The following is a 14369-nucleotide window of genomic DNA, read 5'->3' as shown; positions in this document are numbered from 1 at the left end:
GCGGAACCGGCACGGACCTTACCGCCCGGTCTCGGCGTCGATGGAACGGCGTGACGTCAAAACAATTAAGAATCGAACCAAAGAGGTGTATCCATGAAGGTCTTGTTCCTCCCGGACTTCACCGACGGGAATCCGTATCAGAGACGGCTCTCGGAGGGGTTGTCCGCCGAGGACGTGGACGTCACGCTGGCGAGCGGGTACCCGCTCTCGACGCTTCGGACCGCCCTCAAGACCCGACCAGATATCGTTCACGTACATTGGATCGCTCCGTTTCTCGTCGGGGATAGCATCCTCGCGAGTCTTCTGAAGTCGGTCGTCTTCGTTCTCTCGACGCTCCTCGCGAAGTTGCTCGGGGTCCGAGTCGTCTGGACCGTCCACAACCTACTCGAACACGAACGCCGTCGCCCGCGGTTCGAACTGTTTTGGCGACGCCTCTACGCTCGCTTGGCCGACGAAATCATCGTTCACTGCGAGGCAGCCCGCGACTCGGTCGTCGAACAGTACCGACTGCCGACGGACTCCCGAGTACACGTCATTCCGCACGGACACTACTGCTCGGCTCACGAGAATACGGTGAGTCGTGGCGAGGCGCGCGAGCGTCTCGGAGTAGAGCGCGATTCGACCGTCTTCCTTTACTTGGGACAGATCCGTCCCTACAAACAGATTCCCCGTCTCGTCGACACCGTCCGGTCGCTCGAATCGCCGGACGTCAGACTCCTCGTCGCGGGGAAGCCGACGGACGAGTCCCTCGCGCGAGCCATCGAAGCCAGCGCCGAGGGAGACTCTCGAATCGCGACCGAACTCTCCTATATCCCCGAGGAGGAGGTCCAGACCTACTTCAACGCGGCGGACGCGGTCGTACTCCCCTACCGGGACATCCTCACGTCGGGGAGCGCGGTCCTCAGCATGTCTTTCGGGAAACCGGTTGTCGGACCGCGTACGGGCTGTCTCCCGGAACTACTGCGCACACAACCGGAGTTACTCTACGACCCAGACAGCGAATCGCTCGACGCTGCGTTGGTGCGAGCGCTCGACGCCGACCTCGACCTCATCGGTGACCGAAACTACGAGCGCGTGACGGAACTCGACTGGGGGGGAATCGCCGCTCGGACGCGAGACGCGTATCAACGGACGCGAACGTGAGAACCGTGACCGCACAGGGAATTCGACCCAAACGTGTTAATATCATGACCACTGTGGCTTGACCATGGAGAAGACGATAGTCATCGGACTCGACGGCGGGAACTGGCCGCTGATCCGAGACTGGATGGCCGAGGGACGACTCCCGAACCTACAGACGCTCCACGACGAGGGGGCGTCCGGCGTCTCGCGGAGCCACCTGCCGCCGGTCACCTGTCCGAACTGGAAGTGTTACGCCTCCGGGAAGAACCCGGGGCAACTGGGCGTCTACTGGTGGGAGCGAATCGACACGGAGAACCGGACGATGCATCTCCCCGATTCCACCGACTTCCGGAGCTCCGAAATCTGGGACTACGTCAACGACGCCGGCGGGCGGGCTGGCGTGGTCAACCTGCCGATGTCGTACCCACCCCGAGAGATAGACGGCGTCATGGTGGCCGGCGGGCCGCGGTCGCGGGAACGGCGCTACACGAAACCGGAGGAACTCCAGAGCGAACTGGAAGACCGGTTCGACTACCGGGTCCACCCCGAGAACGTCCTCACGTCGAACGAGGACTCCGAACGGGAGGTCGAGATGGTCCACGACCTCCTCCGGACGAGGCTCCGCACCGCCCGGGCTCTCTTCGAGGAACGTGACCTCAGTTTCCTACACGTCACGCTGTTTCACCTGAACGTCCTCCAACACTACTTCTGGGACGGGCCGGAGACGCGCCGCGCGTGGGAGATAGTCGACGAGGAACTGGAACCGTTCGTCGAGGGCGACTACAACCTCGTCCTCATGTCGGACCACGGCTGTACCGGGATTCACACGGTCTTCTACGTGAACCGCTGGCTGGAGGAGCGCGGCTACCTCCAGACCAAATCGAGTCTCTCGTCTCGGCTGTTCGACGTCGGCATCACTCAGGAACGCGTGGCGTCGATGGTGCGGTCGATGGGTCTCGAATCCTACGTGAGGCCGTTCATCCCCCGGACGATCATCGAACGGTTCCCCAGCGATGAGGGCGTCGTCCGCGAGGAGAAACTGGAGATGGTGGACTGGGAAGAGACCAAAGCGATCGGTAGCGGTCAGGGACTGGTCTACATAGTCGCCGACGACCCCGAGGAACGCGAGCGGATATTCGAGTCGCTGAAGCGGGATTTAGAGGCCGAGACGGCGCTGGACGGCGGACCGCTCGTTCGCGCCGTCTACAGACCGGACGAGGTGTACAGCGGCGAGTATCTCGACCGAGCGCCCGACCTCGTGTTCGACCAGACGCCCGGCGTCCACACCGGCGAAGCGATGGGAGAGGGTCCGGTCCGGACCGAACCGTCGAACTGGCGCGGCGAGAACGTCCCCGAGGGGATGGTCCTGTTCCACGGTACGGACGTGCGACCGACCGAACTCGACCCGATTCGGATAACCGACATCGCGCCGACCGTCCTGCACTGGTTGGGCCTCGACGTCCCGTCGGACATGGACGGGTCCGTCGTCACGGAGGCGTTCGAAGAGGGGAGCGACCCGGCGACGCGTTCGGTGAGAACTCGACGCCCGCTCGACGCCTCTACGGAGCGGCGACAGTCGAGCGACGACGGACTGAGCGACGAGGCGCAGAACCGGCTCGAAGATATCGGCTATCTAGAATAATGGCTGACGGAGCCGAGAGCGCCGGTCCGACGCCTCGGCCACCGTGCAACAGTTTCGCGGTCGTTTCCGGTAGCGCCCGCCGCACTCAGACACCGTGTCGCGAATCGGGCGCGTCGAGAGACGCTCGGAGGAGCGGCCGTTAGACTCCGCCGTAGCCTAACTCCCCGTATTTCTGCTGTCCGTAGTCGTCAGACGTCGGCGTGGGCGTCGGTGTCGGCGTCGGTGTCGGCGTGGGTGTCGGCGTCGGAGTCGGAGTCGGCGTCGGCGTGGCCGTCGACGTCTCACCGTTCGTAACGCTCACCGTGTACGCTCCCGTCCCACCGTTGATGTCGACGATCTCTGCGAAGTAGGTCCCCGAGGTGTCGGCGTTCGCGGTGACGGCACCCGGAGTGGCGCTTCCCGCGTACACCATATCGAGGAAGCTCCCTTCGCTGTCGTACAGAAGCGCTCCGACGATTCCGTCACCGCTCTCGCGAGAGAGGTGAAGTGCGAGTTCGTCGCCCGCGCTGGCGTCGAAGGCGAACCAGTCCGCGTCGCCCGCCGTCAGTTCCGCCGTCGTCTCCGTCCCGAGCGAAATCTTCGTCGCGTTCGCCCGGGAGTCGTTCGGTTCGGCTTCGGTCGCCGAACTCAACGAGTCGACCGACCCGGCCGAACTCACCGCGACGGCCTCCCGAGCGACGAGTGCGACGCCCCCGTACCCGAACGCTTCGACCGCTTCCGTCACCACTGGCTCGGCCGACGACTCCTTGCCGGTACACCCCGCGAGGCCGGTGACGACTGTCCCTGCGAGTGCTAGATAGGACCGACGGCCGACCCGAATACTGCCTTCCCCCTCCCCGTCTGTGCTGTCTTGCTCTTCCATGTTCCCGAACAGGAATGGTAGTATGATGCGTCTTTCAGCAATTCCTATAGTATGTCAAGCAGAAGTTCACGATACTGATAGGGTACGGAGAGCCCTCGGCGTATCTCGCCGTCCGCAGCGTTCGACAGAACAGAGGTGGGGGCGCGTCGGTCGGACCGGCTACAGGCTCTCGTCGATGTGGTCGGCCGCCTTGAGCGCGAGCGCCGCGATGGTTAGCGTCGGGTTCATCGCGCCGCCGGTCACGAAGACGCTACCCGACGCGATGTACAGATTCCGTAGGTCGTGCGTCCGAAGCGTCGGTCGGACGACGCTCTCTGCGGGGTCGTCACCCATTCGCGTCGTCCCCATCTTGTGCGAGGCGGGTCTCGGAGACGAGAGATCGCTCTCGTGTGTGATCTCTGCGTCCATCTCGTCCATGACTCGGTGTTGTATCTCCCGGGCGTGTTCCATCGTCTCGCGGGCGTGCGAACCGATGTTCCACGAGACGTTCGGGGCCGGATTTCCGAACTGGTCGGTGCGGGACTCGTCGAGAACGACTCTGTTCTTTTCGCGCGGGAGCAGTTCCGGATTCGCAAACAGGCCGACCCGCTGGTTCGGGACGTCGTCTCGCATCTCTTCGAGCGCTTCGTCTCCCCACGAGTCGCCCGTAAAGAGGTCGGTAAGGTCTCCGCGAGTGCTCTCGTCCCCGCCTCTGAGTGCGCGGGTAGCGGCGGTCATCGGGTTGACGTTCTCGAAGACGAACTTGATGCTCCCGGGCGACGGGTCGTCGTGGTCGTAGAACTGGTGCGTCTCACTCGTGTGATAGCCGATGGGATTTTGATTCGTCGGCTGGTCCAGCACGCCCCCTATCGACACGATAGGCTGGTCCATGAAGTATCGACCGACAGCGCCGCTGGAGTTCGCCAGTCCGTCCGGATAGGCGTCGGACTTCGAGAGCAGAAGTAGCCGCGGAATCTCGACCGCGCCACAGGCCAGCACGAATCGATCGGCGGTCTGTCGACGTCGCGTTCCGTCCGGGGTGGCGTAGACGGCAGCCTCGACGTGTTCGCCGGTATCGTCGTGTTCGAGTCGTTGGACGGGCACTCGGTCGATGACGCGCGCTCCCTCCGACTCCGCCTTCCGGACGTGGACGTCGGCGCTGTACTTCGCGCCGGACGGGCAGACGGGAATACACGTACTGTAGCCGACGCACCCGCTGCGACCGTCGTACGCCTCGGAGTTGCGGGCCTGCGGAATCGAATGCATCGTGATGCCGAGTTCGTCGCAGGCTTCGGCGAACAGCGAGTCCGAGTAACTCGGAGGGAACGCCTCCATCGGGAACGGTTCGTCCCGCGGCGGTTCGAACGGGTTGTCTTCACTGCCGGCGACTCCCAGTTCCCGTTCTGCTCGGGCGTAGTACGGTCGAAGGTCGTCGTAACCGATGGGCCAATCGGACGCGAGACCGTACCGCGTGTTCATCTCGAAGTCCTTCTCGTGCAGTCGAGGCACGATTCCGAGCCAGTGAAGCGTCGTCCCGCCGACGCCTTTCACGCGCGTCTTGTTGAGTCCGTAGAACGTCTCGCCCGAGGAGGTGTACCGGTCGCGCTCACCGCCGACGTCCCACACGTCCTCGATACTTCCCTCCGGTCGAATCGTCTCCTCCATCTGCTGGAGGCGGTCCGACCGTTCGAATCGCGGTCCCGCTTCGAGGATGACCACGTCGTGACCCCGACTCGCCAGGGAGTAGGCGACCAGCGCACCGGCGGGTCCGGAACCGACGACGCAGACGTCGGGATTCTCGGACGGCGTTCGGTCCTGCCCGTCAGTCGCCTGCGTCATCGTTCCACCGACGCGGACTCGGAGGGCGGGTTCTGGTACGATTCGTATCCCCCGGGGTGACCCACGGGGTTGTCGATGCCGACCAGAGTGCTTCCGCGGGGAGAGGTGTAGAGTCCGTACAGTAGTTGGTTGACCACGTAGTAACGGATCCGCTCGGAGAGCACTCCCTCCGGGTCGGAGCCGGTCCGGTCGACGCCCATCGACCGGAGCAGTGCGTCTCGCTGCGTCTCCGAGAGAGCGGAGAACGGACGCCCCCGCTCTCGTCGGGCGTGCGCGTCGAGCGATCGAACGGTGCGAAGGACGGCCTGCGTCCGCGGTCCGGGAAGTCCGCCGACGTAGTTCTCGACGAACTCGCCGGTCGGGGTCACCTCCGACGGATAGACGACGTCGGCGACAGCGACGAGAGTACGTACGTCGTCGCTTGCCATCTGCCCTCCGTTCGAGGCACCGGCGTCGTCGAGGGACATCCGAGAGATACCGATTCCCAGCCCACCACCGGCGAGAAGAGCACTAAGCGCGTCTCGTCGTGTCAACATCATGGCGAGTAATTCGGACACGCGGCATTAGGTTTAACGCCGATAGTGGGTCCAGACACTACCCGGCTTGGAATCGAGACGACGGCACCGACTGTCGCTACTGCGGTCGAACGGCGTTCCAACGATAGAGCATCGCGACGAGGAGTACCAGACACGCTGCACCGCCCGCCGCCAAGACAGTCGTGCCGCCCCGTCCGAACAGCCACGTCTCTTTGAATACGGTCAGCGCACCGAGGCCACGGAGGCGAAAGTGGAACCTCGGGACGAGCTCGACGGTTTGAAATCCGATACTGACGGTGCTCCCGACGAGAAACCACGCGAACGGAACCGCCAGAATTTCGAACCGGAACGCCCGGGTGGGACGCTCTGTCAGTTCGATAAGGGGCTGGACGCGCCTGAGAGAGGCGAGGAGTCCGTCCGTACCGGAGAGTCGCTCGAACGCTACGTACACCGCTCCACCGAGCGTCAGAGTAGAGAACAGTGCATCGACCGTGAAGAAGGCGAACGCCGGGAAGAACCGACCCCGCCCGGCCAGTTCGAGTCCCCACGTGGTGAGCGTGGCCGCCCAGAGCGATGCCGTCGCCGCGACGATAGCGAAGTGGAGGTACCTTCCCGCCGCGGTGTCACCGGAGTACGCAGAGCGGGCGCCGTGCCAGAAGACAACGACGAGCGCTCCGAGAAGCAGATAGCCAGCCGTCTCCCAGAGAGCGAAGACGCCGTAGACGAACTGGTAACAGAGGTAGCCGACGATTGTACCGACGACTGCGGCGGGGCCAGCGACGACGGCGCCCGCCGCGACGAGTCCCGGGAGCGGCTGGAACGTGAACGGCCCGACGGACGCCCACGTCACGCCGAACAGTTCCAACAGAACCAGCGTGAGCGCGCTCACCGCCGAGCCGACGACGACCGTTCCCACGATAGCTCTGAAAGAGACCGCCGAGTGTGCCGAGAGCGCCTCGTGACTCTCTGCCATCACTACGAGGGGTTCGACGGATAGGGTGATAGACATTTCGATGGGGAGGACGCTGGACCGAACGACACCGCATCGACGGAGTACGCTCGAAATCTCTCTCGGACGTACCAATGATATGTGTGGGAGTGAAAAGAGAGACTGATGCCCCTCTCTCGTCGTCAGTTCGGCGCGCTGGTTGCCCTCTCCGGCATGTCTCTAACAGCGGGTTGTTTCGGCCAGTCGGAGGAGTTAACGATTCAGTTAGAGGCGAACGACGTCGTGGTCACCACCGCAACGGGGAAAGTCCGCACCGTCAGCGCCGCGCCGACCGTCGCCCTCCAGTGGAGCGAAGTGAGGCCTACCAGTGTTGATCTCACCTGGTTCGTGAAGGGTCCTCGCGGTTCCCCGTGGACGCGTGTCGGGTCGGCTGCACGTGCGATCGACGAGTCTGAGAACGAGATGGTCGTGTCACAATCTCGGTTCGACCTGTTCGATAGAGAGACGCAGACGTCCCTCCCGTCTGCGAGTTCGTTCGACGTCGAACCGAAACGTGGGCGGGCCACGAAGACGGGCCGTATACTGCTTCACGCCGCTTTGCACGACGCAGAAGGGAACGTCCTCGCAGAGAACGACGCGAGCGCGTCCTTCGATGTAACGGTTACCCGTGACCCCTCTGTGAAATCCTCGTCGAACCGGACGCAGACCGAGAACGCGGGCGTCGAGAGCGACGCGGTGTCTGCGAACCTCAGAGCCGTTCCGATGAACGAAGGCGTTAGCGTTAGCGGCCTGACCCCGATACAACGGCTCTCGTTCGACGACCAACCGAAGTTCGGCGGAGCCTTCGATCCACAATCGAACTGGTCGTACGCCGACCTCCAACCGAAGGAACATCTCGAACTCGTCTCTGATGACCGCGCCCACCGTGGGCAGTCCTTACGTGTCGCGTTAGACGAGGGGAACCACAAGGGCTGTATCGCGGATTTCCAGTTCTCAGATACTGTCGGACATAGCCTCGAACGCGCTCACGCCCGGTACTACGTTCGATTCTCGGACGAGTTCGAGGTGATCGAAGCGGGGGGGAAACTCCCCGGATTCGGCGGGAAGTACGGATGTGGCTCCGGAGGAGACGGCCCGTGCGACGGGACTGACGGTTGGTCCGCCAGGGGCGGTTTCGACCGGCCCGAACGCCATGGGTTCGACGAAGACGAGGGCAAAATTCAGCTCGCGTACTACCTCTATCACGCGGACATGGAAGACAAGTACGGGAACAAAGACCCGTGGGGAGTCAACGACAACGCAGGCGCGATCGAACGGGGGAAGTGGTACCGACTGGACTGTTACGTCGAGATGAACACGCCGGGGAAGAACGACGGTATCCTCCGCGGGTGGGTCGACGGAACGTTGGCCTACGACCGGACCGAACTGAAGTTTAGGGCCGAGGGATACGAGAATATCGGTGTCAAAAGTTGGTTGCACGAGGTGTACTACGGCGGCGGGTGGCCGTCCCCGCGGGACCAGGCCGTATTCATCGACGGAGTCGAGATGTTCGACCGTCCATTACTCGATGCTGAGGGGGAGCGTAGTTAGACCTAGTTCCGGAACATCAGAAAACGCCTCGGATACATATTCGAGTTGACAATGTCGAGGTAGTTCCGTACCTCCCGGTCTCTTTTCTCTCAATCGGTTTCACGGGCGCTCGTGGCGACGATATCGACGAACAGTCTAGCTGCATAGTGAGTATTCTGTTGACAAACTCTATATTTACTTATAATTGATATGTGCGTGTAGGGGTGAGGTTGTGCTGAATGACTTTAAATCACGACTACGGGACGCCAGCAGAAGGGACAACTGACTGGCACGTCCCGCTGAACGAAAACTTCGCGTCGATAGATGCTGACGTCGAAGTCCGCGATACGGAGGATGCCTTGTCCCAATACGCGCCGAACGAAGGGGCGAAGTTCTTCGCGGTGGACACGGGACGGAGATATCTCGGAAACGGAACCGACTGGGTCGATATCCCCTCGCACTCGCCATCCGAGACTACCCTTCCACGGGAGACGGAAGACCCCGCTGACGCGCCCGTCGGTGCGCTGTGGTACCGAACGGACGTCGACGAGGTGCGCGCGCGCCTCGACTCCGGCGTCGTCACACTCGCCGGCGGACCGGCCCCGAAAACGAACGACGCCAAGACGCACGTCACGTTCGACGGCGACGCGTGGCGCAGCGCTTTCACGGGTATCAAGGACGACCACAACGACACCGTGTCTGCGCCGTCGCAGTCGGGGCGTGCCCTCCGCGTCCAACTCTACGAGGGCGAACGCACCGGAGCGAACATGCACTTTCGCTTCGCCGACAACTGGAGCCGACGGCCCGACACCGTCCACGCGAGATACTGGTTGTATCTCGGCGAGAACTGGGGCCTCGGAACGCACGATAAGCCGTGGGACGTGAACGGGGGCAAGTTGCCCGGATTCGCCGACCTCACGCACGGGTCGGCCCACGGCGGCGGGAGCGTCGATGATTCGTGGTCGACGCGGGGGTCGTTCCGGCCGCCCAAGAGCGGAGGCGACACTCGGTTAGGATGGTACAGCTACCTGCCGGGGAAAGATGGCGGCTACGGCAGTTCCGACGACTGGAACGAGAACGGGGAGATTCGATTCGGGCAGTGGTACCGCATCGACCAGTACGTCGAGGTAAACGACGTCGGAAGCTCGAACGGCGTGTTGCGGGCGTGGGTGGACGGAAAACTCGCTTACGAAGACACGTCGGTGCGCTTCCGAACGATGGACAGCGTCGCCGTCGGTGAATGGTGGCTGGACGTGTTCATGGGCGGCGGCTGGACGCCTGGTAACGATATGGCGCTGTACATCGACGACGTACAACTCTGGGAGAATCAGCAACTGTGATTCGCATCGCCTCGGACGAGAACCTCGAACAGGGGCCGCGTGAGGATGCCCACCAGGAGTCCACGACGGATATGGGTCTCGCGGAGACGGGGGTTGACGAGGAGAGCACCGACCGGGACGGGAAGCCGTCCCCAGCGAACAACAGGGCGTACTTCGACGAGAAACGGGTCTCGGACGAACGAATAGACGAGAACATCTGACTATACGAACCAATGACCGACAATCACAACTACAGCCTGCCTGAAAAGGGAGCGACCGACTGGCACGTACCGCTGAACGAAAACTTCGAGAAGATCGACACCGACGTCGAAATCCGCGACGTCGAGGGGAACACCGCCGAGTATACGCCGAAAGAAGGCGCGAAGTTCCTCGCGACCGATACCGGCCGACGCTTCTTGGGCGACGGTGAGCAATGGGTGGAAGCGACGCCGCAACCCCGACAGGACTTCGCCGTCGAATCCACGACGAACGACCCGACCGACGGCGAGACGGGTCGAATCTGGTACCGATCCGACACTGACACGTTGAAAGTGCAGCTAGACAGCGGCGTCGAGTCCCTCGCCGTGGGAACTGGTGGAACGTCCGACGGGACGGATAGTTCCTCAGATACCACGGACGGTTCGACCGCCACGACGGACGGCACACATCTACTGGAGATTGTCCCCGCAGACGGTGCGTCGTGGAGTACGTACAGGATAGTCATCGACGGCGAGTTGCTGAACACCACGAATCTCAACTCGGGCGACACCGTCACGACCCAAAGCGACGGAACTGTCCTAATCGAAGGTGGCATCAAAGGTGGTAAGCGACCTGAGACGTTCGAGTTCGATGGAACGCTCGCCAGTCTCTCACTACAGGTCGACGGAAGCGCGGTTCTGGACGGACAGACCATCGACCCGAGCGACTACTGAACCGGTCGAGTAGCCCGAATTTTTCGGCGTGAAACCGTCTCCGAGGCGTGCCGACGGGCGATTCGGGACCTATCGGCGCGGCTCCGGACCGACGAAACGGAGTGGTCGTCCGCGGTAAGTATTTTAATGACAACCGTATGTATAGAATTGATGACTCAGTACGTACTCTCGATAAACCCAGGAGTGGGGGGAGCGGGTTCGCACGATCCTGCCGCGGTCCTGTTCGAGGACGGCAAGCCGGTCTTCGGTATAGAGGAAGAGCGACTCACGCGTCAGAAGCACGCGATGAACACCTTCCCCCGCCAGGCCATCGGCGCGTGTCTCGACTCGCGAGATATCTCGCTTTCCGACGTCGAGAAGGTCGTCGTCCCGTGGAAGCCGTCGCTGTTTCCGCGGATGGTCCCGAACCTGGTCCAACAGATGGTCTCCCAGGACGGACCAGTGCTCGACCGGGCGAAACACGCCGGTTGGCGGGTTAGCTCGGAACTCCGCTCGGGAGTGTTCGGCAAACGGACCGTCGAGAGCCACCTCCGAGATGTGGACCCCTCACCGCCCCCCGTCGTAACGCGCGAACACCACAAGTCGCACGCGGCGAGCGCGTTCTACCCGACGTCGTTCGACGAGGCACTCGTCGTCACGATGGACGCCCGCGGCGAACGCGACGCGACAGTCGTCTGGTGGGGCGACGAATCGGGGCTCACACGACTCAAGACGCACGACTACACGAACAGCCTCGGGTACTTCTACGGAGCGGTGACCAAGTTCCTCGGTTTCTACCCGAACAACGGAGAGGGGAAGGTGATGGGACTCGCGCCGTACGGCGAGAAGAACGAGAACATCGAGAGAGCTCTCCGAAGCCTCGTCGAGACGGGAGCGGACTACGACATCACGGAACTCTCGCAGGGCTTCGAGTACGCGACGAGCCGTCTCGAAGAACTCTTCGATCGCCCGCGAAAGCAGTCGGCCTCGGAGTTCAGCCAATGGGAGAAAGACCTCGCGTTCACCGCCCAGTCGCTGCTGGAGGAGATAGTCGCGAACATCGTCGATACGTACTGCGAACGCCTCGGGGTTGGAAACGTCGCACTCGCCGGAGGAGTGGCGCTCAACTGTAAGATGAACAAGCGCGTCATGGAGCTAGACCGCGTCGACGAGTTGTTCATCCAGCCGGTGTCGAACGACGCCGGAAGCGCACTCGGTGCGGGGATGCTCGAATACCGTCCCGAGGACGTCCCCGAAATGAGCACGGTCTACTGGGGACCGGAGTACACGACAGAACAGATCGAAGCGAAGTTAGACGTCAACAAGATAGAGTACTCGGCGCCGGACGACGTAGAGCGGATGGTCGCAGAGCGACTCGCCGACGGCGCGTTGGTCGGGTGGTTCCAAGGACAGTTGGAGATGGGCCCGCGAGCCCTCGGTAACCGCAGTATCCTCGCCGACCCCCGAACGAGAGACTCTCTCGACCGGGTCAACGAGTTCGTCAAACACCGCGAAGAGTGGCGCCCGTTCGCGCCGTCGATGCTCGAAGAAGCCATCGACGACTACCTCGAAAACCCGGAACCGTCGCCGTACATGATAAAGACGTTCGACGCGAGAGAGGAGAAGAAAGACGACGTCACCGCAGTGCTCCACCCCGCGGACGAGACGACGCGGCCCCAGACCGTCCGAGAGGACCAGAACCCCCGGTACCACCGGTTGATCTCCGAGTTCGAGGATATCACCGGCGTTCCGGTCGTCCTGAATACCTCGTTCAACGACCACGGCGAACCGATCGTGAACACGCCGTCGGAGGCCATCAAGGACTTCTTCGGGATGGGGCTCGACCTCCTCGTCCTCGGCGACCGCGTCGTGGAGAAAAAACAGATCGACCGCGGAGAGGTTCGGCGCGAAGAGGCGGCGGAACCCGCCAAGTAAACAGCGACGACGGGGTTCTCCGCTCGTGACGCGAACGAGCGTGGTCTCCGATCGAGAGGGTCGCGTCAGTCGTCACCGTTCGTCGGGTCGGTCCGCGGTTGGTCCGACCGCAACAGTCGCGCACTGCGCTGTATCTGCTCGCGGAGCGGTGGCGACGCGAGGACGAATCCGGCGTAGGCGACCACTCCGACGCAGATGACGAACGCGAGTCGGACGAGAGAGTCAACGCGGACCGTAGACTGCACGACGAGAAGCACCAGCGTCATCCCGAGAGACGACGCGAGTACCCAACCGAGGTCCGTCCACGGAATCGTAACGTCGATGAACCGAGAGAGATAGCGGACGCAGAGGAGTGCGTTGACCACGAACGAGATGCCGGTCGCCACCGCGGCCCCGGCGATGCCGTACAACTGGATGAGCGGCACGTTCAAAGCGAGATTGATGGCGATGGCGATAATCGCCGCGCGGGCGGCGAGATTCGGGTAGTCGATGGCCTGAAGCGAACGCCCGGTGATATTGTGAACTGCTTGGAATATCTTCTCGCCCATCAGGATGATGAGCACCAGCCACGCGACCGTGTACTCCGACCCGAAGACGAGTCCGAGAATCTCTCGGGAGAACAACAGCGTGCCGAAGAACGCGGGGACAACCAGAATGAGCGACGGGAGGACCGTCCGCGGAATGAGCCGCTCGATTCGGTCTCTCGCTTGGTCGGCGTCCCACCGACTGACTTGCGGGAAGATGGTCTGGGCGATCGCCGTACTCCCCAACACGGCGACTGCGCTCACCCGCCACGCGGCCTCGTACGTGCTGACGTGAGAGGTGGTCAAGAACAGGCCGATGAGAGCGACGTCCATCCAACTGTAGAAGTATCCGCTTATCGCCGAAACGAAGTTGTAGCGAGAGTAGGAAACGAGCGAGTGCGCCTCGCCGAACGTCGGGCGGAGAAACGGCGTCGACCGGCGGTACATCCCCCACAGAAATGAGACCGCGTAGCCAGCGATCAGTCCGAATATCAGGCCGCGAACTCCGTATCCCTGCTCGACGAGAACGTATCCGGCGACTAACCAGACGATTTTCTGAGCGAGGCGGATGCCCGCCGTCTCGCCCACGCGCAACTCGCCGCTGAGAACGTCGATGCCGAGCTGAAACAGTTCGTAGCCGACGATGGCGACTGCGAGCCACACCGCGATGGTCTCGCCGACGTACCCGTTTATCCAGGGACGAGCTACGAGGATGGCGGTCACGACGATGGAGAGCGGGACGGCTTTCAACAGGACCGCCGTCGTCAGCATCTGACCGGGGTTCGAGCCCTCGCTTATCCGCTTTTGCAACGCGCCGCGGATACCGAAGTCGGCGGGGATGAATAGCATGCCTAAGAGCGCCTCGAAGAGGAAGAAGACGCCGAGTTCCGCCGGCGGGAGCAACCGCGCGAAGAGGGCTACGCCGCCGAACGTTATCGCCGCGCTTCCGCCGCTCGCGACCGCGAGTTTGACGCTCGATTTTGCGAGATTCATGTGGACACGTCCCTCGAGAGAGGCATCGACCGTACGGTCACTCGTGTAACCGTCCGAACACGTACGGGTTACCATTCAGGTCAGACTTAGTTCTACTGATGCGGAAACGGGCGAACAGCCGTGTGACTGTTGGTCGAAGAGGGGGCCATTATTTATTGATTCGGCGTCGTATCTACCGACGAGGAGTTC

General features: G+C 62.6%; 12 protein-coding genes. 7 read left to right on the top strand and 5 right to left on the bottom strand.

The window, feature by feature from the left end; translation table 11 throughout:
- Positions 1 to 93 precede the first annotated feature (93 nt).
- Together BM167_RS13225 and BM167_RS13220 are read left to right on the top strand one after the other, a co-directional pair.
- A complete protein-coding gene (locus BM167_RS13225) occupies positions 94 to 1143 on the top strand; it encodes a glycosyltransferase (RefSeq protein ID WP_092893197.1) in 1050 nt (349 codons plus the stop codon).
- A 64-nt stretch (positions 1144 to 1207) separates the two neighbouring features.
- The gene (locus BM167_RS13220) at positions 1208 to 2764 is read left to right on the top strand and encodes an alkaline phosphatase family protein (RefSeq protein WP_092893196.1); all 1557 of its coding nucleotides are present in this window, start codon (positions 1208 to 1210) and stop codon (positions 2762 to 2764) included.
- A gap of 139 nt (positions 2765 to 2903) precedes the next feature.
- Here BM167_RS13220 and BM167_RS18565 read toward each other — a convergent pair whose 3' ends face one another.
- The 4 genes from BM167_RS18565 to BM167_RS13195 form a co-directional block, all read right to left on the bottom strand.
- On the bottom strand, positions 2904 to 3626 hold the full coding sequence (locus BM167_RS18565; protein ID WP_177213371.1) for a carbohydrate-binding protein: 723 nt from the start codon (positions 3624 to 3626) through the stop codon (positions 2904 to 2906).
- A gap of 159 nt (positions 3627 to 3785) precedes the next feature.
- The gene (locus tag BM167_RS13205; RefSeq protein ID WP_092893194.1) at positions 3786 to 5444 is read right to left on the bottom strand and encodes a GMC family oxidoreductase; all 1659 of its coding nucleotides are present in this window, start codon (positions 5442 to 5444) and stop codon (positions 3786 to 3788) included.
- Positions 5441 to 5872, bottom strand: coding sequence for a gluconate 2-dehydrogenase subunit 3 family protein (locus BM167_RS13200; protein WP_245781365.1), 432 nt, complete (start codon positions 5870 to 5872; stop codon positions 5441 to 5443). Before BM167_RS13200 ends, BM167_RS13205 begins: the two co-directional genes overlap by 4 nt.
- A 205-nt stretch (positions 5873 to 6077) precedes the next feature.
- Positions 6078 to 6953: a hypothetical protein gene (locus BM167_RS13195; protein WP_143095509.1), complete on the bottom strand. Its 876-nt coding sequence runs from the start codon at positions 6951 to 6953 to the stop codon at positions 6078 to 6080.
- A gap of 438 nt (positions 6954 to 7391) precedes the next feature.
- On the opposite strand from BM167_RS13195, the gene BM167_RS13190 reads away from it, so the two are divergent.
- The 5 genes from BM167_RS13190 (at position 7392) to BM167_RS13170 (ending at position 12663) form a co-directional block, all read left to right on the top strand.
- Positions 7392 to 8519 (top strand): polysaccharide lyase, encoded by a 1128-nt coding sequence (locus BM167_RS13190; protein ID WP_143095508.1) that lies wholly within the window; start codon positions 7392 to 7394, stop codon positions 8517 to 8519.
- 218 nt (positions 8520 to 8737) lie between these two features.
- A complete protein-coding gene (locus BM167_RS13185) occupies positions 8738 to 9838 on the top strand; it encodes a polysaccharide lyase (protein ID WP_092893190.1) in 1101 nt (366 codons plus the stop codon).
- Positions 9835 to 10038: a hypothetical protein gene (locus BM167_RS13180; protein ID WP_092893189.1), complete on the top strand. Its 204-nt coding sequence runs from the start codon at positions 9835 to 9837 to the stop codon at positions 10036 to 10038. The genes BM167_RS13185 and BM167_RS13180 overlap by 4 nt, the downstream gene beginning before the upstream one ends.
- A 12-nt stretch (positions 10039 to 10050) precedes the next feature.
- Positions 10051 to 10749, top strand: a complete 699-nt coding sequence (locus tag BM167_RS13175) for a hypothetical protein (RefSeq protein WP_092893188.1) — start codon at positions 10051 to 10053, stop codon at positions 10747 to 10749.
- 150 nt (positions 10750 to 10899) lie between these two features.
- Entirely contained in the window at positions 10900 to 12663 is a 1764-nt protein-coding gene (locus BM167_RS13170) for a carbamoyltransferase family protein (protein WP_092893187.1), read from the top strand.
- Positions 12664 to 12728: 65 nt separating this feature from the next.
- On the opposite strand, the gene BM167_RS13165 is transcribed toward BM167_RS13170, so the two are convergent.
- Positions 12729 to 14180, bottom strand: a complete 1452-nt coding sequence (locus BM167_RS13165; protein WP_092893186.1) for a flippase — start codon at positions 14178 to 14180, stop codon at positions 12729 to 12731.
- Positions 14181 to 14369 lie beyond the last annotated feature (189 nt).

The sequence above is a fragment of the Halopelagius inordinatus genome (assembly GCF_900113245.1).
In the GTDB taxonomy this organism is placed as follows: domain Archaea; phylum Halobacteriota; class Halobacteria; order Halobacteriales; family Haloferacaceae; genus Halopelagius; species Halopelagius inordinatus.
This window is presented reverse-complemented; position numbering and strand designations above follow the sequence as displayed.

Bases quoted from the DNA above. Each gene is read 5' to 3' on its own strand.
- BM167_RS13195 (WP_143095509.1), bottom strand. From the start codon at position 6,953: ATGGCAGAGAGTCACGAGGCGCTCTCGGCACACTCGGCGGTCTCTTTC.
- BM167_RS13205 (WP_092893194.1), bottom strand. From the start codon at position 5,444: ATGACGCAGGCGACTGACGGGCAGGACCGAACGCCGTCCGAGAATCCC.
- BM167_RS13185 (WP_092893190.1), top strand. From the start codon at position 8,738: ATGACTTTAAATCACGACTACGGGACGCCAGCAGAAGGGACAACTGAC.
- BM167_RS13200 (WP_245781365.1), bottom strand. From the start codon at position 5,872: ATGGCAAGCGACGACGTACGTACTCTCGTCGCTGTCGCCGACGTCGTC.
- BM167_RS13225 (WP_092893197.1), top strand. From the start codon at position 94: ATGAAGGTCTTGTTCCTCCCGGACTTCACCGACGGGAATCCGTATCAG.
- BM167_RS13175 (WP_092893188.1), top strand. From the start codon at position 10,051: ATGACCGACAATCACAACTACAGCCTGCCTGAAAAGGGAGCGACCGAC.
- BM167_RS13190 (WP_143095508.1), top strand. From the start codon at position 7,392: ATGGTCGTGTCACAATCTCGGTTCGACCTGTTCGATAGAGAGACGCAG.
- BM167_RS13170 (WP_092893187.1), top strand. From the start codon at position 10,900: ATGACTCAGTACGTACTCTCGATAAACCCAGGAGTGGGGGGAGCGGGT.
- BM167_RS13165 (WP_092893186.1), bottom strand. From the start codon at position 14,180: ATGAATCTCGCAAAATCGAGCGTCAAACTCGCGGTCGCGAGCGGCGGA.
- BM167_RS18565 (WP_177213371.1), bottom strand. From the start codon at position 3,626: ATGGAAGAGCAAGACAGCACAGACGGGGAGGGGGAAGGCAGTATTCGG.
- BM167_RS13220 (WP_092893196.1), top strand. From the start codon at position 1,208: ATGGAGAAGACGATAGTCATCGGACTCGACGGCGGGAACTGGCCGCTG.